25 protein-coding genes are annotated in these 24,978 nt (G+C 48.5%); 9 read left to right on the forward strand and 16 right to left on the reverse strand.

Annotated elements, in window-relative coordinates:
- From AAX04_RS02890 to AAX04_RS02900, 3 genes are all read right to left on the reverse strand, one after another.
- Entirely contained in the window at positions 1-1,329 is a 1,329-nt protein-coding gene (locus tag AAX04_RS02890; RefSeq protein WP_156519665.1) for a sulfatase, read from the reverse strand.
- Between the two features lie 10 nt (positions 1,330-1,339).
- A complete protein-coding gene (locus AAX04_RS02895) occupies positions 1,340-2,815 on the reverse strand; it encodes a sulfatase (protein WP_066793706.1) in 1,476 nt (491 codons plus the stop codon).
- Between the two features lie 153 nt (positions 2,816-2,968).
- Positions 2,969-3,430 (reverse strand): hypothetical protein, encoded by a 462-nt coding sequence (locus AAX04_RS02900; RefSeq protein WP_066793710.1) that lies wholly within the window; start codon positions 3,428-3,430, stop codon positions 2,969-2,971.
- A gap of 168 nt (positions 3,431-3,598) precedes the next feature.
- Between AAX04_RS02900 and AAX04_RS02905 the strand changes: the two genes are divergently transcribed.
- The 4 genes from AAX04_RS02905 (at position 3,599) to AAX04_RS02920 (ending at position 8,034) form a co-directional block, all read left to right on the forward strand.
- Positions 3,599-4,273: a hypothetical protein gene (locus AAX04_RS02905; RefSeq protein ID WP_066793712.1), complete on the forward strand. Its 675-nt coding sequence runs from the start codon at positions 3,599-3,601 to the stop codon at positions 4,271-4,273.
- 24 nt (positions 4,274-4,297) lie between these two features.
- Entirely contained in the window at positions 4,298-6,031 is a 1,734-nt protein-coding gene (locus AAX04_RS02910) for an ABC transporter substrate-binding protein (RefSeq protein WP_156519666.1), read from the forward strand.
- Between the two features lie 137 nt (positions 6,032-6,168).
- Positions 6,169-7,485 carry a hypothetical protein gene (locus AAX04_RS02915; protein ID WP_066793718.1) on the forward strand — a complete coding sequence of 439 codons (1,317 nt, stop codon included), beginning with the start codon at positions 6,169-6,171 and terminating at the stop codon, positions 7,483-7,485.
- Positions 7,486-7,587: 102 nt separating this feature from the next.
- Positions 7,588-8,034, forward strand: coding sequence for a hypothetical protein (locus AAX04_RS02920; protein WP_066793721.1), 447 nt, complete (start codon positions 7,588-7,590; stop codon positions 8,032-8,034).
- On the opposite strand, the gene AAX04_RS02925 is transcribed toward AAX04_RS02920, so the two are convergent.
- From AAX04_RS02925 to AAX04_RS02950, 6 genes are all read right to left on the reverse strand, one after another.
- Positions 8,027-9,466: a hypothetical protein gene (locus AAX04_RS02925; protein ID WP_066793724.1), complete on the reverse strand. Its 1,440-nt coding sequence runs from the start codon at positions 9,464-9,466 to the stop codon at positions 8,027-8,029. The two genes, AAX04_RS02920 and AAX04_RS02925, sit on opposite strands and share 8 nt — an antisense overlap.
- Before the next feature lie 87 nt (positions 9,467-9,553).
- Positions 9,554-10,267 (reverse strand): helix-turn-helix domain-containing protein, encoded by a 714-nt coding sequence (locus AAX04_RS02930; protein ID WP_066793727.1) that lies wholly within the window; start codon positions 10,265-10,267, stop codon positions 9,554-9,556.
- A 111-nt stretch (positions 10,268-10,378) separates the two neighbouring features.
- The gene (locus AAX04_RS02935) at positions 10,379-11,545 is read right to left on the reverse strand and encodes a cation:proton antiporter (RefSeq protein WP_066793730.1); all 1,167 of its coding nucleotides are present in this window, start codon (positions 11,543-11,545) and stop codon (positions 10,379-10,381) included.
- Positions 11,546-11,595: 50 nt separating this feature from the next.
- Positions 11,596-12,447 carry a carbon-nitrogen hydrolase family protein gene (locus AAX04_RS02940; protein ID WP_066793733.1) on the reverse strand — a complete coding sequence of 284 codons (852 nt, stop codon included), beginning with the start codon at positions 12,445-12,447 and terminating at the stop codon, positions 11,596-11,598.
- A gap of 36 nt (positions 12,448-12,483) precedes the next feature.
- Positions 12,484-13,368, reverse strand: a complete 885-nt coding sequence (nadC, locus tag AAX04_RS02945; RefSeq protein WP_066793735.1) for a carboxylating nicotinate-nucleotide diphosphorylase — start codon at positions 13,366-13,368, stop codon at positions 12,484-12,486.
- Positions 13,361-14,686 carry an MFS transporter gene (locus AAX04_RS02950; protein ID WP_066793737.1) on the reverse strand — a complete coding sequence of 442 codons (1,326 nt, stop codon included), beginning with the start codon at positions 14,684-14,686 and terminating at the stop codon, positions 13,361-13,363. The genes nadC and AAX04_RS02950 overlap by 8 nt, the downstream gene beginning before the upstream one ends.
- A gap of 142 nt (positions 14,687-14,828) precedes the next feature.
- Here AAX04_RS02950 and hemL point away from each other — a divergent pair, with 142 nt between their 5' ends.
- The gene (hemL, locus tag AAX04_RS02955; RefSeq protein WP_238377781.1) at positions 14,829-16,121 is read left to right on the forward strand and encodes a glutamate-1-semialdehyde 2,1-aminomutase; all 1,293 of its coding nucleotides are present in this window, start codon (positions 14,829-14,831) and stop codon (positions 16,119-16,121) included.
- A gap of 38 nt (positions 16,122-16,159) precedes the next feature.
- Positions 16,160-17,467 carry an MFS transporter gene (locus AAX04_RS02960; protein ID WP_066793742.1) on the forward strand — a complete coding sequence of 436 codons (1,308 nt, stop codon included), beginning with the start codon at positions 16,160-16,162 and terminating at the stop codon, positions 17,465-17,467.
- 26 nt (positions 17,468-17,493) lie between these two features.
- Here the strand turns inward: AAX04_RS02960 and AAX04_RS02965 are convergent, their stop codons facing one another.
- Positions 17,494-17,997 carry a PaREP1 family protein gene (locus AAX04_RS02965; protein WP_369818402.1) on the reverse strand — a complete coding sequence of 168 codons (504 nt, stop codon included), beginning with the start codon at positions 17,995-17,997 and terminating at the stop codon, positions 17,494-17,496.
- A 266-nt stretch (positions 17,998-18,263) separates the two neighbouring features.
- On the opposite strand from AAX04_RS02965, the gene AAX04_RS02970 reads away from it, so the two are divergent.
- The 3 genes from AAX04_RS02970 (at position 18,264) to AAX04_RS02980 (ending at position 19,822) form a co-directional block, all read left to right on the forward strand.
- Entirely contained in the window at positions 18,264-18,632 is a 369-nt protein-coding gene (locus tag AAX04_RS02970; RefSeq protein ID WP_066793744.1) for a hypothetical protein, read from the forward strand.
- Between the two features lie 75 nt (positions 18,633-18,707).
- Positions 18,708-19,316 (forward strand): DUF2848 family protein, encoded by a 609-nt coding sequence (locus tag AAX04_RS02975; RefSeq protein ID WP_066793746.1) that lies wholly within the window; start codon positions 18,708-18,710, stop codon positions 19,314-19,316.
- Between the two features lie 35 nt (positions 19,317-19,351).
- Entirely contained in the window at positions 19,352-19,822 is a 471-nt protein-coding gene (locus AAX04_RS02980; RefSeq protein ID WP_066793749.1) for a hypothetical protein, read from the forward strand.
- A 279-nt stretch (positions 19,823-20,101) separates the two neighbouring features.
- Here AAX04_RS02980 and AAX04_RS02985 read toward each other — a convergent pair whose 3' ends face one another.
- The 6 genes from AAX04_RS02985 to AAX04_RS03010 all read right to left on the reverse strand — a co-directional run.
- Entirely contained in the window at positions 20,102-21,070 is a 969-nt protein-coding gene (locus AAX04_RS02985; RefSeq protein WP_066793752.1) for a hypothetical protein, read from the reverse strand.
- A complete protein-coding gene (locus tag AAX04_RS02990) occupies positions 21,070-21,381 on the reverse strand; it encodes a hypothetical protein (RefSeq protein WP_066793755.1) in 312 nt (103 codons plus the stop codon). Before AAX04_RS02990 ends, AAX04_RS02985 begins: the two co-directional genes overlap by 1 nt.
- 60 nt (positions 21,382-21,441) lie before the next feature.
- Positions 21,442-22,689 (reverse strand): tRNA uracil 4-sulfurtransferase ThiI, encoded by a 1,248-nt coding sequence (gene thiI, locus AAX04_RS02995; protein WP_066793758.1) that lies wholly within the window; start codon positions 22,687-22,689, stop codon positions 21,442-21,444.
- 62 nt (positions 22,690-22,751) lie between these two features.
- A complete protein-coding gene (gene ppa, locus AAX04_RS03000; protein ID WP_066793760.1) occupies positions 22,752-23,312 on the reverse strand; it encodes an inorganic diphosphatase in 561 nt (186 codons plus the stop codon).
- 264 nt (positions 23,313-23,576) lie between these two features.
- On the reverse strand, positions 23,577-23,780 hold the full coding sequence (locus AAX04_RS03005) for a hypothetical protein (RefSeq protein WP_156519667.1): 204 nt from the start codon (positions 23,778-23,780) through the stop codon (positions 23,577-23,579).
- A gap of 168 nt (positions 23,781-23,948) precedes the next feature.
- The coding region (locus AAX04_RS03010; RefSeq protein WP_084761161.1) for an amino acid permease at positions 23,949-24,978 on the reverse strand (1,030 nt) is incomplete at its 5' end.

Below are 24,978 nucleotides of genomic sequence, written 5' to 3' on the forward strand. Positions count from 1 at the left end.
TCACCTTACGCCTATTGGCATGCTTATCTCCTGCATTATGAGTGGATCACTACCTCCCGTCAACCTCCTGTACCTATCCTCCAATGTGCCAAGCATCCTCATTGCAATGTCCCACTCCTCATTGGCTAGGTTCCTTAATTCACCTGGGTCCTTGGACATGTTGTATAGTTCAATGTGGCCTGGCCCTCTCCCGTATGTATCAGCCCTAATCCACTGGATTAGCTTCCACTCCCTAGTCCTAATCATCCTAGCAGTCTGCCTAGTATTCTCAAGGCTATAGACCGCATCGTAACCACCCCACTCACCCCTTGCAACACCCAGTAGGCTACTCCCAGTCATTACACTGGGCCTTTTAACCCCGGCAATGTCAAGTATTGTTGGTGCGATGTCGGTATTCTGAACGAGCGCATCGTAAACCACACCTCTAACCCTACCCCCACCAATTTCACTAGCCAACTTATCAGGTAGCCTTATTATCAGTGGGGTGTGTACATCCCACTCATAGAGCCCGTGGTGGTCGAAGTAAACCCTATGCTCACCCAGGGCCTCACCATGGTCTGAGGTTATTATGATGGCTGTGTTGTCGAGTAGGCCGGCATCCTCAATAAGCCTAAGCACCTTACCAAACCTCTCATCAACATAAGCAACCTCACCATCGTAAAGGGCCCTAACGTAGTCCAGGTCCCTAACACCAGACTTAACAAGGTTACCCAACCACTCACCCTTAAGCATAAACCTACCCCACAGTGTTGAATTCAAGGCATCAATTAAATCACCCTTAGTGTAATCACCCCTATAGAACCTCTCAGCGTAACCCCTCGGTGGAATGTATGGTGTGTGGGGGTCCCAATAGTGTATGAAGAGGAGGAATGGTTTACCACGATTCCTATTAACCAACTCAAGGGCCTCCCTAACCCTAGCATTAACAACCTCACCATTAACCTTAACACCCATTGAAATTGTTGCAACACCACCAATGTCAAGGTAGTAATCAAAGCCCCATGCAAACCAACCGGAGTAGAGGTGTGTGGCTAGGTTATCGACTGCAATGGTCAAGTAACCAGCATTCTTAAGTAGCCTAGGTATCGTTGGTATGTCTCTACTCAACTGAACAGAACCATCGTGGCAAACCACCCCATGCACCAGTGGGCTGACCCCCGTGAATATTGTCGTGAATGATGGGTGTGTTGGAATACCCTCAGAGTAATGCCTAGTGAAGAACATCGAGTCGCGTAGGAGTGAGTGGACATTCGGCATGTGAACCTGGTCAACCCTATCAAACCTAAGCGTATCAAAGGCAACCAAGATAACGTTAAACCCACCACCCATACTAACCACCCTAGTACTTGAGTTTCTCGAATGGTTTTACGTATTCCTCCCTTGCCCCCAGTTCCCTTAGTAGTTTCAGGAATTCACCATGAAGCCTATTGACGACCTCTGGGTGTTCGTTTGCTACGTTCCTTAACTGCCCTGGGTCGTCCCTTAGGTTGTATAGTTCAGTCCTAATAGTGCCGTATGGCCTAAGCACCCTCTGCACACCATCAACAATCATGGTGTAGACTACCTCATCAAGCCTCTGGGATTCCGCCGAGGCCATGATTAGGCTCCAGTCATCAAAACTAGTCACAGTGGGCCTCAAGCCACCTGCTGACCCATGTATAATTGGTGGGCTTGTCACCGCAATGCTCCTCAATGGCTCCTTGGCCTCACCCGTCATGTAGGGTAGGAGTGACTTACCCTGAATATTGAACTTAGCTGGGTTTAAACCGGCTAGGTCCAGTATAGTTGCGGTTATGTCTGGTGGTTGGGCTAGTTCATTAACCTCAACATGCCTCACACCCATTGAGTCAGGTAGCCTAATTATGAGTGGGGTGTGTGCAACCTCCCCGTAGAGTGGTAGGTAGCCTTGGTAGTTACCCATGACGACGGACTTACCGATGAAGCCGTGTTCACCCAGGTAGAAGCCGTGGTCTGAGGTGAATATTACCGCCGTGTCCTCAAGTAGGCCCAGTTCACTAACCTTCTCAATAAGCCTACCAATCCACTTATCCACGAGCAGGGCCTCGGCGGCGTATAGGGCCCTAATATGCTCAACCTCATCACTACTCAGGTAGTCTGATGGACCGTAGACGGGGTAGATAACCTCCTCACCCTTATAACCAGGGTCAAGCGCATTGATAAGCCACCTTGGCGGGTCCCATGGTTCATGCGGGTCGAAGAAGTCAACGTAGAGTAGGAATGGCCTATACCTGTAATTCTCCTCAAGCCAATGCATAGCCTCAGTGGCGGTTTTAACTGGTATCCAATCCTCCTCCCTAAGCCTATTCGCATTATTCCTAATATGCTGAATAGTAGTCTCAACACTCCTAAGCTTAACTGGGTTGCAGGGTAGTTTAACATCCCTTGGACTAGTCCTAAACCTATCATTCTCCTGCCCACGAATCCAAACCCAACCATCAAACCCCCTATCATAGTTAAAACCATCCTTAAGAATATGAGGCGTGTCGGCAATAAGCATACTAACGTAACCAGCATCCCTAAGCATCATGGGTAGGGTAACCTCACCCCTAGGCAAAGGCTCCCAATCACTATAAGTGAAGGTGAACCTACCGGTTAATAGGTCATGCCTATTGGGGACTGTTGGGAATGAGGCGGTGTAGGCCCTATTAAAAACAACAGACTCAGAGGCAAGCCTACTCAGGTAAGGAACCTTAACAACCCTATTCCTAACCCTAAAACCACTCAACAGGTCAAACCTAAACGTATCCGAAACAACCAAGATAATGTTAAACCCACGGCCACTCACACCAACCACCAGCAAACACCACCCCCACCATTTTAAACAAACAACCCAAACCATTGAGGCTTAGGCCCACGGTAGGGAGCTCCATGATAACCACGTCAGATCATTCACTTTTAAACATTGGCATGAACAGGTTAAGGTCCCTTTAATGTGCCTTATTGCGCTTTACTTCTCAATCTTCACGTAATATTTGCCGTTGCATGTTACTACTGGTATTGTTATTTTGAGGTTCCTTATCCTTATGGTGTATTGGAATCCTGGGTTCACCACTAGGTTTCCCTCACTGCCGCCTAGGCTTATGGTTACGTTGTAGTAAGCCACTGATGAGACAATACTCTTCAATGCACCGCAGTACATTGAGGTTTCAACTGGCATAACCACTAGGCTAAGTTGATTAACCTTAGTTACCAATGGTTTAATATCTGATCCAAGGTACATGGATGTTACGTTAATGAACACTACATTACTCAGGTTTAGAATTAAACTCGGGTTAATGCAGTTTGAGGAGTTAAGAATAATACTACTGTAACTAAACCCATTAACATGGGTAGTGTTAATCAGCATAAGGCACACTACTAAGGAGACACTAACCAGTGAGGCAATGATTAAGGCAATAAACCACCTCATGAAGAAGCAAACAACACGGCTAATATAAGCACTGGGTAATCATAGGGAATCAAACATGTTAGTACCAAATGAGAAGGTTAATTTAAATAGTTTAATCATTAGGAGTAAACATGTTAGTGTAGATGCATTACAACAAATCTTATAAGAATTGCGTAAAAACACCTGCATATGAGTCCTGGTAGGCTCTGGCTAATCCCAGTAATAATAGGTGCAGCAGCCATAATGGCGTTAACGGCTACTACTGTGCATGCACAACAAGTGACGTTTAAGATAGCGATAACTGGTTCATGGCCATACGCGCCAGGAATGCCGATATGGAACCCATACGCACCAAACAATATAGCTGGAGGTGTATCAATACCAAATGTCTTAGTCTTGGCCATGCTTGATTACTCAACTGGTAGGCTTTACCCTGTTTTGGCTGAGAATTGGACTGTTCAGACCTTACCTAATGGTTCAGCCTTATTAACAATCTACCTTAGGAAGGGCTTGTACTGGTTTAATGGTACGGCTACGATACCCTTCACCGCTTGGGATCTTTACGCATTCTTTTACATTGGTATTAAGGCCTTCGGCTGGTATTACCCATGGATTAATACTTCACTTGCAGATGAGGATGTCAGAGTGTTGAACAACTACACATTCCAGTTACTATTTCAAAAGTGGATACCTATAGCATTATGGTGGGTGATAACATCGGCGCCTGCAACGCCCTATTGGGTTTGGAAGCCTATAGTTGATGAGTTGAAGACTGTTAATGCTACATATGCGCAAGAGGTTCTATCGCATAACATTACTAAGTTTGCACCGCCATACTGGGGCCTATCCAGTGGTTACCTGTGACACGTAGTATGGTCGCCGAGTGTCGTGTTTAAGCTTGAACCACCTAATGTGCTGAAGCAGTGGTACTCAATATTCCCAATAAACAGCTTCCAATACTACCCAGAGATTGATATAATGTGGACGCCGAGCTATGCTACATCATACGCAATACTACTTGGTCATCAGACTGATTGGATATGGTCTGCCTTAACAACAAAGGAGATGCAGGTGTTGAACGCCACAGGTAAGATAGACATAGGTACACCTTACTTCGATATGTGTAATAGTAAGGGTATGTGGCTTAATCCTAATGTTTACCCATGGAATTACCCACAAGCCAGGAGGGCGATAGTCTATGTGTTGAATAGGACTGCAATACCATTAGTGTATGAGCCATCATACTTCCCAACCACACATAACTTATGGGATGATAGTGCAATACAATGGTTAACATTCCCGAAGAGGATAAGGGATATTGTAATTGACTTCCCGATAAACTGGACTCACGCACGTGAACTACTTGAATCCGTCGGTTTAGTGTATAAGAATGGTCAATGGTATTACCCGAATGGGACGCCATTAACGTTAACAATCATTGTTCCGAATTCCCTAACTGACATGGTTGAGGAGGCGACTCTAGCGGCTGAGGAGTTAACTGAGTTTGGCATCCCAACTAAGGTTCTTGCAGTGGATCCAAGTTACTTCTGGGGTACTGTTATGCCTGAAGGTCAATATGTTGCCGCCTATGGGTTCTTTGACACAGCTTACGGTTATTTAACAGCTAGCTTAACCTACTTAGATTACCCATGGGGCTATTGGTCGTTTGGTGCTGTTTATAATTTGAGTAAGCCTTATCCGTTTGCTTGGCCTAATGTGACTAATCATCACCTTGTTGGTTGGTATTGTAAGCCTTATAATGCCCCAGCCTCAATGAACCTGCCCAATAGTACCATTATTTGGTGTGTTAACTCAACCTTCGGCTACATTAACCTAACAAACTGGACCTGGATGATGCAGGCCGCTGTACCTGGCTCACCTGAGTATGAGGAGGCGGTTCTAATATACACTGCATGGTGGGAGTACTTCGCACCAGGTATTGAGGGTACTGCGGTGGATTGGGTTCCATTTGGTGGTGCACACTGGAGAACTGATCTAGACTTTGACTGGGCATACTACAGTATGCCGCTTGCTCTAGCCCAGGCAGTACCATCCAGCCCATATACCACTTACTGCTGCAGTCCAACTCCGGCAATATTCTTTGGGTTTGGTGCCCCTGAAGGTGTTATTCCACCGATGGCTCAAGCCATACTTAATGGTTCACTCTGGACTAAGTACTACAATATTGCCTACTGGCTTGGCTTAACTGATGAGGACCTACCTAAGTATGGGCCAGCAATGATAACGGTCCCAATCACCATTGGCGGCGTGCAGACTTACAACGGTAGTGTCGTAGTCCCAGTATTCACAAGCATAACCCAGGTACAGGAGGCAGTAGCCAAATACTTCCACACAACGTACACACCAGTCACCATTACCCCGGTTACCACCACATCAACGACAACCACTACAACTACAACCACCACTACGGCAGTATCAACAGTCACCTCAACGGCTACTGTGACCAGTACTGTAACAAGCACATCAGTATCAACAACAACGGCGGTAAGCACTGTAACAGTAACCAAGCCAGTAATCAGCACAGCACTAGTAATCGGAATAGTAGTCATTGTGGTAGTCGTAGCGGCAGTGGCAGCCCTAATAGCATTAAGAAGAAGATGAAAATAAACTAAAGCCAAACCCCTCAAAATCAAATTCTCTCCCTTCAATTCTCTCCCTTACCATACCATTCAACTACACACAAAGAAGCCTAACATGTTCAAACGAATACTTAAAATGCTAAGTTTAGGTGAAGGCTTATGCAGGTTTTGAGGATTCCAGTTGTTTTCCTTGGGCCCTTTGAGCCTGATTTCCTTAGTGTTGATGATGTTTTGAGGGTTCTTAGGGGTAGGTTTCTTGGTGTTGACTTTAGGCCCTATAACGTTAACAGTGTTAATGATGCCTATGCCTTCCTTAGGGCTGAGGGTGATGCTGTCGGTTACCTGGTTTTAAATGTTAGGGTTGTTCACCAGGGTGTTGTTAGGGCTATTGTTGAGAGTGGTAAGCCCATAGTCTACATCGCCAGGACTATGGAGGGTTCACCGAATTACCTGATGGATGTTGTTGAGGCTAGGAGGTCTGGTTACCCAGTCCTCAGTGTGGCCACTGAGGATGTGCTTAGTGATGCTGCGCTTAACAGAGTTAGGTACCTGGTTGCCCTAGGCCAGATTAGGGGTAGTAGGGTCCTCCTGGTTACGGCTAGGAACCTGATTAATTATATGAGCTGGGCCTTCCCCAACGCCACTGAGTTGTCTAGGGCTGTGGCTGAGCTTCAGAGGAGGGTTGGCTTAACGGTGGATTTCATGGATCTGAGGGAATTCATCGATAGGTATTACAGTAAGGTTACCGATGCCGAGGCTGAGCCTTGGGTTGAGGCTTGGGTTAAGGGTGCATCCCAGGTTGTTGACCCATCAAGGGTCGACATCGTTAAGGCGGCTAGGCTGTACCTAGCGATGCTTAGGGCTGCAAGGGAGAGGGGTGATAATGTGGTTGCCTTCGACTGCATAATGAACGTAAGCACAGGGCTCATTGACGCCTGGCCGTGCCTAGGCTACATGCAGCTCTGGTACGATGGCCTAATACCTGTCTGCGAGGCAGACTTATATGCAATACTACCCCTATTAATCGGCAGGTACCTCTTCAACAGGCCCGGCTTCGTCAACGACCCCGGCGTTGATGAGGTTAACAACAGGTTAATTTACTGGCATTGCTACGCCCCAACCAATCCATATGGTTCAGGTAAACCTGAGGTACCCTACATAATCACTGATGCGCACGGCGGCAGTAAGCATGCCTCAATACACGTCAAACTGCCCGTCAACGAACCAGTAACCGTCATGAGCTATAACCCAGCCACAAACACCCTTAGCCTACACGTGGCTAAGGCAATTGATAACATTTACTGGAAGCAGTTATGCGCCACTAAGCTTGTCGCCACCGGTGACGCTAGGAGGATTGCGGCCAAGTGGACTACTGAAAACGGGTACCACAGGGTCCTAATATACGGCGACTTCAGGGGGGAGGTTAAGGAATTCGCAGTACTAATGGGTATTAGGGTTGTTGAGGAGGATCAATAACGTTGAAATTATTTAAATAATTCACTTAAAATATTTAAATAATATTAGTAAGCTACAATTTACGTTAACTAAAACTTATTAAAACTTAGCCTAAGGGGGCTTGTGCCTGATTGGCTGGGGTTTCTGATAGCCGTAGCCTTAGCCATAGAGGACGCCGTTGAGACTTACATAGGCGTCTTTATCATGGGCTTCACGGAGTTTGATGCCTTGACTCGCATGATGATTAGTGCCTTTGGCCCATTGGGCATAGTCCTTGGTACTGCATTAACTATACTACTGGCATACGCCCTATTTAGGCTAACATACCTAGACGGGTTGGCTTGGGTTTTCGGTGAGGCCATGTTAAACACCCTCAATACCACCAGGGCCATGGTTGTCATTAGCAACCTACTCCTCATAACACTCAACGCTCAGCTACCAATCATCACTGTTTACGGCATTGGTACAGCCACGGCAGTGCTTATGAATGCCAGGCTAGCTAGGCACCTATTAAGCCGCAGGGTGCGTGGGGTTTTGACTGTTAAGGTGAGTGAGAAGAGGGTTAAGTGACCTTGATTAGTTGCGTTCCGGTTAACCTGGCTAGTAGTTCAAGTTCCCTCACGTAGTCTCCGTAGGCCATTACCCAGTGGAAGCCCTGCCAACCCTCTAACGCTGCGGCTGCATCACTAACCTTGACCTCTATTTGGTCCCTGCAGATCCTGAGGTATGTTGGCCCAGTTGCCTCACCCCTAATGACAATCAGCCTACTTAGGTCGTAGGAGAAGCCCGCTATAGTTACTATGCCTGGTTCGTAGAGTACTTTGGGTGCGACTGATGTGTTTGATTCGTGGTGTGTCGTGGCTATGTACCTGAATGGCTGCTCACTAAACCCCCTCATCCTTGTTGGTGAGGTGCAGTGGGCTAGTATTAACTTACCCTCGCCAATGTTGACCGTTGGGTCGTAGAAGGCGACTGGCTTATTGGCTATCCACCTCATAAGGTAGTGAATGACCATTGCGGTTGGGTCAGCCTCACAGGTAGCCACAAGACCCCCATCATTCATGATGCTGAACGCCATACACGGCGTAGCCCTAACCCTACCAAGCGTGTTAACACTGAGGCAATTCACAGTAACCCAATCACTACCCGAAGTCTCACTCAAGTAATCCCTCAACGTCAAGTAGTAGACCCCAGCCCTAACCCTCCTATCCTCATCAGGCTCAGGTAGCTCATACTTAACCCTAATGCCCGCGTCAGCCTGCCCCCTCTGCACGTAGTCGTTAGCTATCCTTTTAGCCTCCTCAACGTACCTCGGATCCTTTAACCTAGCCTCGAAGTCGCTGGCGAATTTACTGTAGGTTATGTGCCTAACCTTAAACCCAAATTTAGCCACACCCCTGGCTAAGGTGGTCCAGCCCCCGAAGTCGTAGTTGGGTTCACCAACCATGACAACCGTAGTGCCCCTCAGCTTCTCAAGGGCGTAAACCACCCTAACCGCGGACTTAACTAAGCCCAAGTCACCCTCGGCCAAAACAACCCTCCTAGCCAAGTCAGGTGCATCAGATGAAAGCCTCTGCCATAGTGGTGGTGCGAATAATGTGCCTGCGTATATGTGGCCACCAAACTTATCGTAGATAACTAAGTAATCCACCAGTGAAAGCAGTGCTGTCATCACGGACCTCTCTGGGTATTGGTAGAGGTTGGCTGGAGCTATTGGTAGGAGAATGGCAACGTGCACACTCCTTAAGTCATCTGCGTGATTCATGATGTCGTCCATTCCTGAAACCTCAATAATGGGCTTAACCACTATTAAGTAACCCTCCTTAGTCAAATCGTTAATGATTCCATTCAATTCACTTGAAATAACCTTCAACTCATCCTCGTAATCACTCCTACTCCTAACAAAACCCCAATAACCAACCTCACTGGGCTTCTCACCTAGGAATACGTCACCTGGCTTGAGGACTATGGGCTGAACCGTTAGTTTAAAGGGGTTAGGCATAATTCATCACTAATGCTGTGGTAAAATCTTAGAGATTTAAGTATTTTGGATGTAGTAACTTAAGGTTTAGACTAGATAAATACTAGGTTAAGTTAGGTAATCCTCGTCTGTGAACATTGCCTTAATTATCTTATCTACGGCGTTCCTGATGTAGCTGTCCAGGGTTGCCTTGGATATGCCGAGTTCCTTGGCTAACCCATCAAGCCTAATCCTCCTGGGCACCTCGAAGAAGCCCCTATCGTAGGCGTACTTCATGGCTTTCAACTCCCCTGGGCTTAGGAGTAGGGTAGCCATCTTCATGACCCTTGGGATTAGGTCATCAATAGTGACCCTCCCCTCCTTAACGTGGCTAACCTTACCATGGCTATTAACCATGCTTATGAATGGGTACGCCTTTTCACTGCTTGGGAATAGGAACCCCCAATGCTCCACCCCATCCTCATAAACCGCCTTAACCTCAACACCACCCAGTATGTGGGCCAGGTACCTTGTTGAATCCCCCGCATCACCCTTAAGAACCACCTGAATGTTCTTAGGGTAGCCGTCGTTAAGCGGCCTAATGCTCAACACACCCTTAATGTTCCTATGCCTACTTATGACCCTAAGCAGCCTCTTTAAGTCGGCCCTACTCCACACCTTTACAATAGCGAACTCAAGTATATAATCCATTGACGTGTCCACGTAGGTGTTGAATACCGTGAAGACGTACCTAAGTTCAGTGGTGTTTATTGTCCAGTCCGTGGTATGCAGGTAATCGAATTCAACGTAATCATACTCATTACCCTTAATGAGTAACTGCATACTTCCACTAAAGCTGCAAATCTATTTTTTAAGTTTTCTCAAAATTACCTATGGGAAATTTTTACTGTAAAAATTACTATGCAACTTATTATTAAACACGCAAATGCGTGTCTACCTTATGCTCCTCCTGTAGGTTATTGAGCCAATGATGGTTGTTACGAGGACCATGAGGAGGGCTATGCTGTACTCATCCTGATTTATCACCCCACCTGACAGCCCTATGGACGCGACCACGAGGCCCATTTCACCCCTGGGCACCATGCCCAGGGACACGGATAATGCATGTGACGTGTTCCTTAACTTGGCGTAGGCGAATGGGTAGACCCCAGCCATCTTGGCCAGTATAGCTAGCGTTGAGATTGCCAGTGACTGGGCGATTACCTTAAGGCTGGTTAGTGTCTCTAGGTTCATCTGGAGCCCTATGGTTATGAAGAATATTGAGCCGAATATAGCCAATAACGCCCCCGCCGACTCCCTAATCCTACCGGACACCCTACTCTCAGCCACGGCTACCCCGGCTATGAAGGCTGCTATGACAGCTGAGAAGCCGGCTACGGTCATGGTGACCACTAGCCCAAATAAGACGACCAGTGATGCGTAGATCACCAAGTGTTCGTTAATCCTATTGAGCAACCTAGGTACGATGAATATTGATGCAGTGAGAAAGATGATCCACAGGATCACTATCCTAACCAACTCCCACACCATGCCTGATGATGATGACTTAGGGCTCATTAGGACCAGTGAGAGCATTATTAAAGCAACCACGTCATCCACTGATGCAGCTGCTATCAACACGCCTGTACTTGGGTGCCTCTGCAACCCCTCCCTCTCCACAACCCCAGCCACAACAGCCAGGCTGGTTGGGGCTGTTGTTAATGCGATTAGCGACGCCGCACCTGGGTTAAAGCCAGCATTAACCGCATACTCAAACACAATAACATATGGCACAACTGCACCGGCCACGGCAGCAATTAATCCCATTAAGCCGCCTTGCCTAAGCGAGGATAACCCATGCTCAAGGCCTGAGGCGAATAGTAGGAGAACAACTGAGAACTCTGAGAGGAAGATTATGTACTCGTTTATTGAGAATAGGTCAACCTTAAGCACCGTGTTAAGTAAGCCACCTAGGGCGTAGGGACTTAGGGCAATGCCGGTTAGTAACTCACCCACTATGCTGGGGTACCTATACCTATTGAGGATGAGACTCAAAGCCTCAGCGGCCGTAACCAGGATTGAAAACTCCAGTAATGTTAAGTAAACCACGTTAACGTCCATTAGTGCATGCCATTACCTTCAGTTATTAAAGGATTACCCATATGGAGCGGTTAAGGTAGTAGGTAGCCCCTCTCCCTAAGGTGCTGGGCCCATCCACTCCCCTTAACCGGCCTTGGCACAATGGGCACGTTAACCTTAATGACCTCAGCGGCGTCCACGCCCTCCCTACCCTTAGCCAACACCACACCCCCTGGGCCCACTGCCAGTGAACTCCCTATCAACTTATACCCACTCCAATAGCCCTTCGTCATCTCCCCCACGCTACTGACCCCTATCACCGCTATATCGTAGAGCCTTGCTATGGTTGTGTAGGCTATGACCCAACCCTTACCCCATGGCCCATCCAGGTAATGCTCCTTATTCAAGTCGTAATCGCCCGGTACCGCCCAGCCCGCTGGGGATAGTATCATGGATGCCCCCATCCTAGCCATGGAGTGGGCTAGGGTTAAGTTATCAACGGCGTTGTCTACGCATATGTCAACCCCAACCCTACCGAACTCCGTCTCAGCAACCCCAAGCCTATCACCCACCTCGTATATCTTCTGCTCATCAGGCAGTAGGTTAATTTTCCTATACTTAAGCAGCAGCTCACCCCTGGGTGATATTAAGACCGCCGAATCATAGACTCTACCACCCTCGCCCTCGGTTAAGCCAGCCACTACGTATATTCCGTTAGCCCTAGCTGCATTAGCCAGGGCGTCGCTGTATGGTCCTGGTATTGGTTTAGCTAGCTCCCTGGCGTCTGGGTTTAGCCACCCCACGTCAAGCGTCTCAGGTAGGACGATTATCCTGCAGCCTAGCCTAGCTGCCTCATTAATAGCCTCAATTGCCCTATTCAAATTACCCTCAACATCGCTGAAGGTAACCTTAATCTGGCCGAGGCAGACGCTAACCTCAACCATACTGGTGCTTCTAAGAATTGCTTTTAAGCGTTGAATTCAAGTACCGTCACTTGGCGTCTCCTGGTTCTTAATCACCTCAATAACCTCTAGGCTTATATCAACTGGGCTGGCCCTCATGGTTATGTGGCTTGTGCTTATGACGTCTGGGCCGGCCTCGGCGTATAGGGCTATGTTTTCCGGTTTCACCCCACCTGAGGCCTCAACGATAACCCTGTCCCTCAAACCCTCAGCCTTAAGCCTTTCAATCACCTCCCTTAACTGTTGGGGTGCGGCGTTATCCACCAGCACTGCGTCTGCCCCAGCCTTAACTGCCTTAACCGCATCATCGGCGTTGCTGACCTCAACCTCAACCTTATGCATGAAGGTTGACTTAGCCTTAGCCCTCCTAACCGCAGCCTCAACATCACCAATAATCGCCAGGTGGTTATCCTTGATTAGGATTGCGTCACTTAGGGAGAGCCTATGGGTGTCTGCACCACCCACTGAGACAGCCTTCTTCACCAGCATCCTAAGGCCTGGAATCGTCTTCCTCGTGGCCGCAACCCTAACCCTAGGGTTAACGCTACGGACCAGCTCAACCACCCTCCTAGTCTCCCTAACGACACCCATCAGGTAGCTTAAGGCATTCAGTAGGCTCCTCTCCAATACAAGCACCACGCGGGCGTCCCCAGTAATCTCCATTAACACCTCCCCCCTGTGGAATGGTTCTCCATCAGCCTTAAGCGCCCTTGCCCTAAGGCCGAGGGTATTTAGGGCCTCGGCGAAGTCGGCTAGGCAGCAGGCGTACCCATAATCCTTAGCCAGCACCACGGCCTTAACGGCAACACCCTTATCTATAAGGGCCTCTGTCGTCACATCGCCGAGGGGTGCATCCTCCTCAATCCAGCTTAGGATTAGTTTAACTAAACCCTGGCTAATCATGCTTAACCACCCTGCCCAGGGCTATGGATGAGGCCAGTGAGGTCACGGATGTTGCAACCATTAGCAGTGATACCAGGTACCAGGCGGAGTAGCCGAAGGCGCTGATTACTGGGGATAAGATGAAGCCTGAGGCAATCCCCGTCATTAAGCCACCGAACTGGTAAGCCAAACCAGACCCAGAGTACCTGTACTCGGCTGGGAAGGCTTGGGTGAAGAACTTTGTTAATGAGCCAAAGCCGAAGTATTCACTTAACATGTAGGCCTCAAGGCCAATCATTATTAACATTGGGTTCCCCGTTGAGAGAATTGGGTAGAAGGCTATACTCATTAATGCCGTAGCCACCGAGCCAATGATCAATATCCTACCTGCATCAACCCTATCAGCCAGGTAACCACTCAACAGCGTTGAGGCAACTCCACCCGTCAGTAGTGATGCTGCGTAGGCTAGGAGCATGAAGGACTTTGAGGGTAAGCCGGCTAAATAAGCAATACCCCTAACCTCACTGACGTAGACCAGTGAATACGGTATTATCGCCACCACCGTCACTGCAGTTATGTAGAGCCAGGATAATGCTAGGAGAAGCACCTTACCCCACTCCCTCCTTAGCACGGCGGCTGCGGGCTGCCTAAGCAATTTACCACCCTTGGCCAGCTCCATGAAGATTGGCGACTCAATGAACCTGTACCTTATTATGGCTGCCACGACAACGACCACTGCGCCTATGTAGAAGAGAATCCTCCATCCCCATGCATAGAAGGCACCAGTGGGCATTAGTATTGAGGTTAGGGAGAATGCTAGCGAAGCCAGCGCAATGCCAGCCGTGCCGAAGGCCTGGTAAACCCCACCCCAGTAGCCCAACTCACCGACCCCATTAGCCATCAGCAGCTCACTCACCCAAGTCGCACCACCACCCCACTCACCACCGAAGCTTAACCCTAGGATTAACCTGAACAGCATTAGGAGGATCACTGAGTAAACCCCTATTTGGGCGTAGGTTGGCGTGGCCCCCATCCCAACCATTGATATGAAGGCCAGGAGCAGCGTTAGGACGAGGGTTGATTGCCTACCCATCCTATCCCCCATGTGGCCGAAGATGAATGCGCCCAGGGGCCTAACCACGTAGGATATGGCGTACGTCAATATGGCTATGGATAGGGCCAGGCTAGGTATTTTGAAGGCCGGCTTGAAGTATAGGGTAAGCCACACGGTACCTGCTGCGTTTGCGGCTAGGAGGAAGTCGTAGTAGTCCATCATTGTGCCTAGGCCAGCCGCCAAGACAGCCCTCTTAGCCGTGCCGCTCAATTCCAGGCTCCTCATGGAGGGGGCGTTAAGCTGAGTTGCTCATTAACGTGAGTGTGCAGATTTAGCCTAGGATCCACGGCACTGCCCACGGTTAAGCATGCAGGTTTAAGGAGGGTTAATGTGGAAACGTTTAACTACACGGTGCATTAACCAGGGTGTGGTTAACCCAAGCGAGGTCTTCAAGGAGGCCCTAGGCCTATTCCCAGGTGGCGTTAACAGCCCCGTGAGGGCCATGAAGCACCTCCCAACGCCCATAATTGTTAAGAGGGCTGAGGGCGCCTACCTATACACAATCGACGGTGGGAGGCTAATAGACTACTGCATGGGCTTTGGGCCGCTCATACTTGGGCATAGGCACCCAGCCGTCCTTGAGGCTGTTAGGGAGGCGCTTAACGATGGGTGGCTCTACGGCGCCTTAACGGAGAGGGAGGTGGAGTTGGCTAAGAAGATAACGAGTAATACTAAGAGCATTGAGATGATTAGGTTCGTTAACACGGGCACCGAGGCCGTTATGAATGCTGTTAGGTTGGCGAGGGGGTTCACGGGTAGGAAGTACATTGTTAAGTTTGAGGGCAACTACCATGGCGCCTTCGACTACGTCCTTGTTAAGGCTGGTAGTGGGGCAGCCACCTGGGGCGTGCCCACGAGTGCCGGCATCCTTGAGGAGGCCACTAAGTACACGCTAGTAGTCCCCTACAATGATGCTGAGGCCCTTGAAAGGGTCTTCAGGGAGTACGGCAGCGAAATAGCGCTACTGCTCGTGGAGCCAATAGCAGGCAACTACGGCCTAATAATACCGGACCAGGTCTTCATAAAGGCGACGAGGGAGTTGACTGAGAGGTATGGCGCCCTACTGCTCTTCGACGAGGTGATCACCGGGTTTAGGGTTGGGTTGAGTGGGGCCCAGGGCATGTTTAACATAAAGCCCGACCTAACGACGCTTGGCAAGATAATTGGTGGTGGCTTCCCAATAGGGGCCTTTGGTGGTAGGAGGGATGTAATGGGCATGGTCACACCCCAGGGGCCCGTCTACAATGCAGGTACGTTTAATGCGCATCCAATTTCAGTGGCCGCTGGTTTAGCGACCCTGAGGGTTATTGAGGGTGGGGGTGTTTACGAGGTGGCTAATGGGGCCGCTGAGAGGGTGGCTAAGGCGATTGAGGATTCAGCCTCAAGGAACGGCTTCGACGTTGTTGTTAAGCAGATGGCTTCAATGTTCCAATTCTACTTCAAGAGGGGTGACGTGAGGACGCCTTCAGATGTTAGGGCCAGTGATGAGAAGCTTTACCTAGCCTTCCATAGGGAGGCCCTGAATAGGGGAGTCTACTTCACGCCAAGCCAATACGAGGTTAACTTCACCTCGGCGGCCCACACCAGGGATATTGTTGAAGAAACTATTAGGGTTATTGAGGAGTCCTTTAAGGCCTTAAGGGCCAATAAACCCACTTAACCCAAAACACTTATAAGGTGACTTAGTTAAGGGGTCTCGTGTCCACTGGGGAGGTTAAGGCTAGGTACTACACCCTGGCCTCCGTATCAACAATGCTTGCGTGGGGGCTTGAGTACTACGACATAATACTGTTCTCCACACTCTCATCCATACTTGAAAGCGTATTTAGGCTCAGCCTAGTCACCTTCTGGTTCGCCTTCGCAGTGACCTACTTCGCCAGGCCCCTGGGGGCGTTAATATTCGGTTACCTTGGCGATAGGTTTGGGAGGAGGTTAACAACGGCGGTTGACGCGGCCCTAATGGGCCTGGCCAGCTTATCCATAGGCCTCCTCCCATCCTATGCTCAGATAGGTATTGCGGCGCCGATAACCCTCTACGTCATTAGGATTATCCAGGGTATTGGGCTTGGCGGTGAGGCCGGTGGCGGGGCTACCTGGGCCCTTGAGCAGGTGAACCCTAGGTGGAAGCCACTCCTCAACGGTGTAATGTACAGTGGCTTATCCTGGGCGGTATTCCTAACTGGGGCGATTAGCATACTGGTGGAGGGTGTGATTGGCCATAAGGCGTTTACCGTTAGTGGATGGAGGATTCTGTTTTACATAGGCGCTGTGCTGGCTCTAATAGCGCTCGTGATTAGGCTACTTGGCATTGAATCGCCTGAGTGGTTGAAGGCCAGGGAGTCAGGGACCTTGAGGGGTGTGCCCATAGCTAATAGGAGAGTTTGGGGTATTAACATGCTGATACTCCTAATGATAAACCTAGGCCTAACCATATACTACTACGGTGGCCTAGGCTACTGGCCATACATACTACCCAATATAATTGCGCCACACATGGGTATAAGTAAGAAGGTGGCCGAGGACTACGTGTATTGGCTAGTGGTGTATGGTGGCCTTGGAGCCGTGATTGGTGAGGTTTTGAGTGGGTTAACTGTGATTAGCCTTGGGATTAGGAGGAGCTTCATATACCCATCAATACTCCTAGCCTTAACCTCACCAATAGCCGTCTACCTAGCCTTCACCCTAAGCCCAAGTGCAATCTACGCCTCATTAATAACAGGCATATTATTCGGCCTGGCCGCGGCCCCACAGACAATATACTTCACATCACTCTTCCCTGTTGAGAGCAGGTGGTCCGCAGTCTCACTGGGCTGGAACATAAACGCAGCCATAGGCCCCTTCGGTTCACTAGCCCTCGCGCTACTAGTTAAGTCGACGGTGGCGTCACCTAACGTTTTAATTGCAGGGTCATTGATAATGATACTTGGTTCACTACTGGTGCTCACCGGCGCCTTAATCAAACCAAGCAGCCTATACGCCAAACCCGGCGAAGACTACATTCACTAAGGCCACTAGTAAACCTTAAACGAACCTTAGGCATGCGAACCCTTGCACGTCTCCTCAGCTCTCTTAACCAAATCCTCTACGTCCTGCAGCCTATCCTTAACATCATCCGCGCTTAACTTAGCTTCGTGAAAGCCCCAAACATGCAGCACCCACGCGGTATCCCACTCACCCCTAACTTCCTTGCCAACTATCCTTGACGTAGCCCTAACCGCCGTGACTAAGTCAGTGACAGTCCACCTGCCCTTACCCTCTATGGACTTGGCAATATCCAGGTTTAGGCATATTGCCATTGCCTTAATAGCCTCCTCAGCGGCCTTATACAACTTCTCACTAGCCTGAACAGGATCCTTGCCTATAAGCCCCTTACCCTCATTAAGGTACTTGGCGGCTAGTTCAAGACGCACCTCTGGGATTACCCTTGGGTCAATGTTAAGGAAACCTAGCAGTAGATCTATTACCACGGACTCCGCATCAAGCCCCCTCCTCCTAAGCTCCTCGATAAGTACCCGTGGCAATACCACACTTTCCACAGTTGATAAACTGCCTAAATCATTAATATAAGTTTTTGTCTAATACCACCGAAATGAGCATTTTCATTACCCTAAATTAAGGCTGCTGCAGTCAACGTATTAATGAGCAGTTTAAAGTAGTTTAATGCTGATGGAATTCCATTAAGTTGGCTATATAACCTATAATCATGAGTATAACAACCATTTGCGGCATTCTTTGACTCATTAAAGCATAGCTAATGCTACTCATGGGTTAAAACTTTAAAGTTGATAAGGGGGTGAGTAATGTGGGTTCTTCTGCCGATAGGGCTAAGATTAGGGAAGAATATGGGAGGGTGGTGCTCGACGTGTTGAGGGGCAGTGTTAAGGCTCCCTACGACTCCTACATTAGCGAGTTCATTGATCAATTAGCGGTTATGATGGAGAAGCTTAATAACTCTGATGCAGAGACTAGGAATAAGTTCAGGTATGGCTTAAGCATATTGACTAGTCCCAGTAATAAGCCCAATATAATTAGGGCTAAGATAAACGCCTACTACGCCTACCTCGTGTATAGGGGTTACGTCTCAGCCTACAGCGTATTGAAGAGTAAGCTGGTTGCGGGTGGTGAGAGCCTATACACGTGGATTAGGATGTATAGGAGTCTCAACATTTAGGGTAATGCCCCTAGCCTTCCCTGAAAACCCGAAGTCGGCATTATAGTTTATAAACCGGAGTGTGTCTACTTATTGATGCATAGGGTGAATATAATTGCTGAGTATGGTAATAAGACTGAGAAGGACATTGAGATAACCGTTGGCTCGCTCCTGCTTGTCCAGCAGGATTCAGGGAGCATATCAACGCTAGCCCTCCAGCCATACTTAATCACAACCAGTAACTATGTTAAGAAGATAACTGCATCATACGGCAGCAACATAGCCTATGCCCTACTCATTAAGAATAGGGAAGATGTCTTCGTAACCATAGCCAGTGACCATACGGATCCTGATGCAGAGAGGTGCAACTTGATTTCGGGTAAACACACGTACCCGAAGGTCATAGCCCGCAGGGCCTGGTCCCTGGACAGTGTTGAGGATCATTGGGACTCCATAGAGCTCAGGAACATGGCCATTATTAATGATGAGAAGAAGATTGCGCAACAGTTAATGGGGAGAGAATTGCCGCAGCCAAGCATAGTGCTGGAGATGATTGAGGACACTATGGAGGAGCCGAGGAACATGATAATCATAGTTGAGCGTAGGGTAATGCCTGAGGATTACGTGGCCAGTAACTACTATGAAATATCCATCATTGATAATGCTAATAAGAGGAGTATTGAGCATTACTACTGGGTTGATTAGGAAACGTTTATTTAGCAGTGCGGATTACTAAATATGTGGTTAACTGGGTAACTGTATCAGGGATAGTTGTCTTGGTGGCTGGTATCGCACTTGCCTTCGCCGGCTCACTAACAGCCGCCAACAGTGCCATTGGCCTATTCAACCAGTTAAAGCAAACCCCCTTATCCTCACTAAGCCCGGGAGGCAGCGTTAGCCTGTCCATCTACCCATCCTCGGTGTTAATAATTGAGTCGAGTAACCCGTCATGCGTGTTCCCAAGCCCAACACCCTATGCATCTAAGACAACGGCTAACGTAACAATAATAGTCTATAACCAATCGTCAGCGGTGAGGTTAATCAATAACTGCACATTCAGTATAATGATTAGGTACAGGGTGTTCTCCGCATCATCAGCGAGCAGCCCATTCATAACATCAGGCTTCCTAATACTACTTGGTGGTGTAATGTTCATAGTGGGGGCTGTAACTGCCATAGTGGGCTTGGTGATTGGGCGTAGGCGGTCTTAAGTCTTAATTTTGCGTTATTTTTGATAATTATACTCCTGGTTACGTTGCTTCATGACCACAATGCTTAATTAATGACTGCCCTACCAGGTAGTTTGGGTTGCTGGTTATGATCCGCGCTGCGGTGAACCAGCATCCACAAAGGCCTCACTCAAATGGTGGTTGTGGCGTATCCCTCGATGGGATCCCATTAACTGCTGGTGACTGGTGATTCAGTGACAAGGTGCAACCCGCCCAACGGTAGCTGAGTGGGAAACACGGGCCACACACCACGGGTAAACATTAGGTGAAGTGTATTGATGCGTATTCACCCGCATCGAGGAGTAATTCACCGCAGCCTTGGTTTTCGTAATCCTTAGCCTTAACAACGCACCTACCCTTAACCCTAGGCTCATACCTAATGGAGCTATTAGTGTTATTAGCTATGAAAACCACCCCCCAGTTCCTAGGCTTCATTAGCAGTTCAACGGTTACAGGGCTTGTGCTTAAGGTTGGTTCAACGCCGCTGACCACTAACCTACCCCCCTCCACCTGCACGGGGCAGTTTGAGACCGTGTATGGTTTTTCAAGGCTCTTGAATTGGACAACCACGCACACATCATCCCTATACCTAACAGTCGTTAACACCCAATCCGAGGCGTTTAATGTGCCTGTTGATAGTATTAACCCCCTGTGCCACGGTGTCAGGTTCATGAAGCCCCTTAAAAGTATCCTGAGGACAATTAACGGGTACTTAATAATGGTGTTAAAGCGCCTTTCGAGAAGCCTAACGGCCCTATCATACAGTTCATAAATAACCAATGCATACGCAAGCTTAGCGGTATCCTCCTCGCTGAGTTGGTTGCTAATGGCCATTTCATAAAGCCTATCCAACATACCAATTGCCTCACTATGCTTAACCAACCTTAACTGAAGCCTATCAAGCACCCCTACGCATTCCTCAAGCGCCAGGGCCCTAACTCTCCTGAGCTCGCTTAAATTAGAGGTAGTGGGCCAGGTTACCACGATTAGCTTAGCCACCTGGTATGCATCACAGGGGTTCATTGAGCCTAGGTTTAACTGGGGCATTGGGCCAGGCCACATCAATGACCTCACGAATTCATTACCAGCGTACGCACCCACCATGTACAGGATTAGCTCATCAACAGGGTTAAGCGGCTTAACATCATTAAGGGTACCCAACACTGATGATGAGTATCTGTTGAGGACTGGGTTACCGTAGACTAAGACACCTGGTTTAATACCCTGCATCAACGCCCTCTACCAATGCCCCTCGTGGAGATTAGCAGGTAGACTAGGGCAGCCACTATTAGGATGACCACCGTGGCTATGATTATCACGTTCTCCGGGTATGGGACAGCCAGTAGTGAGGGCCTACTGGTTAATGCGTAGCCGAGGAAGCTGAAGATCAGTGAGTATGCGCCCAGTATGAACACTATCAGCAGGCTTAACTTAACTATGGTTACGTAGGACTCCCTATCCGGCTTCCTAGCCCTCCTCAGTATCCACGCGACATCCTTAAGCAACCCACGCAGCTTCTTGCCTAGGTCGCCGACAGCCACATCGAATCCTCGTCCCTAGGTTAAATAAGCTTTATGCATTATTGAGAGTTAACCACGCCCTCACCTGCATGAACCCAAGCCACCCGTGTCAGCGTCCGTTAGGTTAATTCTCCAGTTCCACAGGGGTAATGAGTTAACCCGGCTTAGCTCACTGGCCTTAAGCTTAATTAAACTGGCCTTAACCGTACCCAGCAGGTCTATCACCTTACCCAGCTCTGCATCAAGCCTACTGGGCGTCGACCTTGTCCTCGGCTTCCTGGAGAAGACACTACATGGCTCAATCATCCTGGCCGACTCCTCGTAGGTGCCTATCCTCTTAGCCAACTTAATAATGTCATCCTTATCCAACCCCACCAAGGGCCTGAATATGGGTACGTTAATGCCCATTGATGCTGAGTATAGGTTGCTTAGGGTTTGGCTACTGACTTGCCCAAGGGATTCACCAGTCACCACACCCATGTAGCCGCCCTCCACGGCTATGGACTCCGCCAGTTTATACAGGAACTTCTTAAACACCGTGTTCATTAGGTGTGGGTTAACCCCACTCCTCAAGGCCTCGACTAGGGGTTCGCAGTTGACTATCATCACCAACGGGTCGTATCCAAACATCCAGTGGTCGTAGAGCACCTTAATTACCCTAGTGAAGCCTACGACATCCACAGGTGGGGCTAGGCTGCAGAACAGGGCATCGACGAAGGCCCCCCTCCTGCTCATCAGCCAATAGGCCACTGGGGAGTCGAAGCCGCCTGAAACCAGGGCAAGTACCCTACCACCCTGTGAACCCAGGGGTAAACCACCTGGCCCCTCTATGACTTCGTCGAACAGGTAGGCGTAGCTACCCCTAACCTCCACGTACAGTTCAACCTCAGGGTTATCCAGGTTAACGCCACTGGAGAATGGGTACAGGGCCGCGCCAACACGCCTGGCCACGTCAATGGACGTGAAGGGGTGGTTACCGGCCCTGCTAACCCTAACGGCGAAGCTCCTCCCAACCACCTTATCCCTCCATAGCTCATAGGCGGCCGTGGCTATGTCATTAATGCTACTGAACCTTAGTGCGTAGGCTGGTGACGTGGATACTACGCCAAAAACCCTGGCTGCCGCTAGGGCTGCCTTGAGCAGATCCTCCCTGGGTACATTAATCAGAACCCTACCACTAACCTTACTGACCTCATAATTCACCACGCCACCCCTGCTTAACGACTCTTGGATATTCTTCATCAGCAGTCTCTCTAACCTAACCCTAACTAGGCTACTCTTCAGCCCAATTTCACCATACCTAACCAATACAATTGGGTTAAGGTCCACAGGTTAGTCCCCATCAGTGGCGTTAATATTCCTAATCCAGCAATGCACCATTTAGGCGATGCCTACTTGTCATTGTTGGCGTGGACCCTAGCCGCTAAGGCTTGACCATTCCTAATGTATTTTAACACGAGTCTCTTAGCCTCCTCACTCCCCTGGAACTCGTGAACCTTAGTCCACTTGCCTGGTTCAAGCTCCTTATAGTGCTCGAAGAAGTGCCTAACCTGGTAAAGTATTACGTCGGGTAAGTCCTTCACGTCGTTTATAGTGGAGAACCTTGGATCCACCTTGTTGATGGGTACCGTTATTAACTTATAGTCAACACCATGTTCATCCTCCATGTTTAAGATACCCACAGGCCTAACTGAAACAACAGTACCAGGTAGGAATGAGACACCACTTATAACCACTGCATCAAGTGGATCCCCATCCTCAGTCAGTGTGCCAGGTATGAATCCGTAGTTAAATGGGTATGACATTGCCGTGTAAAGCACCCTATCAACTATGAAGACCTTATTAACCTTATCATACTCATACTTAACGTTTGAGCCAGCTGGTATCTCAATGACCACATACAGCTCATCCGGTGGATTCCTCCCAGGAGGCAAGTTAACCATGTCTATCATTAGGGACACTGACCAGCGACCCCTTAATAATGTTTACTCAGTCAACCTAGCCATAAATGAGTTTAATAATATATAGTTTTATATAGTTCATGATCAGTTGTCTCATGCCATCATCACCCATCCGCGCATGAATGGCTCATCACACCGAAAAGTTACTTGAAGCGTGAAAAATAAACTTAACGAGAATGTTTTTAAGATAGAAATAGAAAGAGAGTTAAAAAGGCCTTAATTAAGGAGACTGTTACGTTAAATATCCAGGGTATTTTAATTAACCTTGAACATCCTGTTTTTCTCATCGTAGGTGTACGTTATCGGTGCCAATACCCCATATATGACCGTGAAGCTTCTCTCATATCCATTACCTATATAGTTTATGTTCCTTCCATTACCAGTTCCTTTACTGCCATTGACCAGTCTCCTCCCGCTAGTTCCGTTTACTAAGCCTAATAGGCCTTTTATACTTGCCATGTTCATTTCACTCACCTCAAATAGCCTAACAGCGGGGGCCTTTATATACCTTACGCGGTTAACTAAGTTAAATAAATATCATCCGGAAGGAACTAAATAATTATCACAACAAAACAAGCAAACATCAACACTATGACCATTTTAACTCCTGTGAACCAACCCAGTTCATTACTCCGGTGGTATTTCGGTGTATGTTATGGCTATGTCTATGCCGTACCTTTTAATGTTTATGCTGCGGGTTATGAGGTATATGGCTATGCCCAGCGCCACCGCGAATATCTCTACACCGTATGCTAGCCAGTTCCCACCCCATATTGATGGGTATGCCAGGAACTGGTAAGTCAGGTAAGCCATCACGGCTGCCTGGGCTAAGCCGGCTGTTGCTAGGGCCTTACCAAGCATCCTAACCCCCATCACCGCTGACGCTATGCCAATGAACATGTAGTATATTATGGCTTCAACCACTGCACCGTAGAGCGCCGTGAATGTTTCATAGAGCACCCCAGCCAGGATGATTAGCGCCGCCGTTATTGTTAAGTCTAGTAGGTGGGCATATATTGGAGTCCTAAACCTAGGGCTTAGGTAGGCTAAGAAGCTTGGTAGCACCCTGTCGAAGGACATTGCGAACCAGTACCTAACCACGATTATTGCACCGTATGCTAATATGGCTAGGTACCATGTTACTGATCCTATTGCTATTATCCATTTTATTATCGTGTTTCCTGATGCTGCCATTGCCACTGTCCAGTAGTTGATTACACCATTCAACTGGCTATTCGATAATGCAGCCATGGTGAATTTAAAGCCGAGGGAGTAGTAAAGGGCGGCGAAGCCGAGGGTAGCCATAGTCATAGTTAACAATGCGGCCGTGGGCACGTTAAGCTCCACAGACCTCCTCCCCCTAATCTCAGCCGCCATTGCCGGTCCTGCGTTTAACCATGGGTATATGAATATTGCGAAGAAGGGGAGCATCATCAAGGTAGGGCCGAGGGAGAAGAAAGAGCCAGAGTACTTGGAGGCAACGTCAGAGTAGGAGAAACCACTGGGTAACAATTGATTAATGCGGCTTATTATTAATGACCTGGGAGTTATGAATAGGATTACTAGCGATATCACTAGGCTGGTTATTGAGAATAGAGTTAAACCCGTCATCAACCTAATTCCGTGTTTAGTACCCAATATATTCACCACAACTATG

Source organism: Caldivirga sp. MU80 (assembly GCF_001663375.1).
GTDB lineage: Archaea > Thermoproteota > Thermoprotei > Thermoproteales > Thermocladiaceae > Caldivirga.

What these genes read in the sequence shown, in the direction of transcription:
- AAX04_RS02890 (WP_156519665.1), bottom strand. Translation starts at nt 1,329, where the DNA reads ATGGGTGGTGGGTTTAACGTTATCTTGGTTGCCTTTGATACGCTTAGG.
- AAX04_RS02900 (WP_066793710.1), bottom strand. Translation starts at nt 3,430, where the DNA reads ATGAGGTGGTTTATTGCCTTAATCATTGCCTCACTGGTTAGTGTCTCC.
- AAX04_RS02905 (WP_066793712.1), top strand. Translation starts at nt 3,599, where the DNA reads ATGAGTCCTGGTAGGCTCTGGCTAATCCCAGTAATAATAGGTGCAGCA.
- AAX04_RS02915 (WP_066793718.1), top strand. Translation starts at nt 6,169, where the DNA reads ATGCAGGTTTTGAGGATTCCAGTTGTTTTCCTTGGGCCCTTTGAGCCT.
- AAX04_RS02925 (WP_066793724.1), bottom strand. Translation starts at nt 9,466, where the DNA reads ATGCCTAACCCCTTTAAACTAACGGTTCAGCCCATAGTCCTCAAGCCA.
- AAX04_RS02930 (WP_066793727.1), bottom strand. Translation starts at nt 10,267, where the DNA reads ATGCAGTTACTCATTAAGGGTAATGAGTATGATTACGTTGAATTCGAT.
- AAX04_RS02935 (WP_066793730.1), bottom strand. Translation starts at nt 11,545, where the DNA reads ATGGACGTTAACGTGGTTTACTTAACATTACTGGAGTTTTCAATCCTG.
- AAX04_RS02940 (WP_066793733.1), bottom strand. Translation starts at nt 12,447, where the DNA reads ATGGTTGAGGTTAGCGTCTGCCTCGGCCAGATTAAGGTTACCTTCAGC.
- nadC (WP_066793735.1), bottom strand. Translation starts at nt 13,368, where the DNA reads ATGATTAGCCAGGGTTTAGTTAAACTAATCCTAAGCTGGATTGAGGAG.
- AAX04_RS02950 (WP_066793737.1), bottom strand. Translation starts at nt 14,686, where the DNA reads ATGAGGAGCCTGGAATTGAGCGGCACGGCTAAGAGGGCTGTCTTGGCG.
- AAX04_RS02975 (WP_066793746.1), top strand. Translation starts at nt 18,708, where the DNA reads ATGCATAGGGTGAATATAATTGCTGAGTATGGTAATAAGACTGAGAAG.
- AAX04_RS02985 (WP_066793752.1), bottom strand. Translation starts at nt 21,070, where the DNA reads ATGCAGGGTATTAAACCAGGTGTCTTAGTCTACGGTAACCCAGTCCTC.
- ppa (WP_066793760.1), bottom strand. Translation starts at nt 23,312, where the DNA reads ATGATAGACATGGTTAACTTGCCTCCTGGGAGGAATCCACCGGATGAG.
- AAX04_RS03005 (WP_156519667.1), bottom strand. Translation starts at nt 23,780, where the DNA reads ATGGCAAGTATAAAAGGCCTATTAGGCTTAGTAAACGGAACTAGCGGG.